Genomic DNA, 223 nt, shown 5'->3' with positions numbered 1-223 from the left:
GCCTGAGCCCGGCGTCCTGCGCGGCCGGCTCGCTGCTGGTAATTCGCAATTCCGGGCGGCACGTTGCGGCAGAGCACGGCCTCAAGATCACCAAGATCGACGCCCATCTCCATGGTCGTCGTGCAACTCAAGAGATTGACCTTCCCTTCCCGAAATAGCTCCTCGATCCGCTCACGGCGCTCCGTGCCGATAGACGCCGTGTGCTCGCGGGCAATGCCGCTCA

1 protein-coding gene is annotated in these 223 nt (G+C 64.1%); it reads right to left on the bottom strand.

Going from position 1 to position 223, the window contains the following annotated elements; genetic code table 11:
• Nucleotides 1-223: helicase-related protein (locus tag E4K09_RS22015; RefSeq protein WP_134499846.1), on the bottom strand; the 223-nt coding region annotated here is incomplete at both ends.

It is taken from the genome of Microvirga pakistanensis (genome assembly GCF_004458765.1).
GTDB lineage: Bacteria > Pseudomonadota > Alphaproteobacteria > Rhizobiales > Beijerinckiaceae > Microvirga > Microvirga pakistanensis.
The sequence above is the reverse complement of the archived record's forward strand: the minus strand, read 5'-3'. Positions and strand labels throughout refer to the sequence as shown.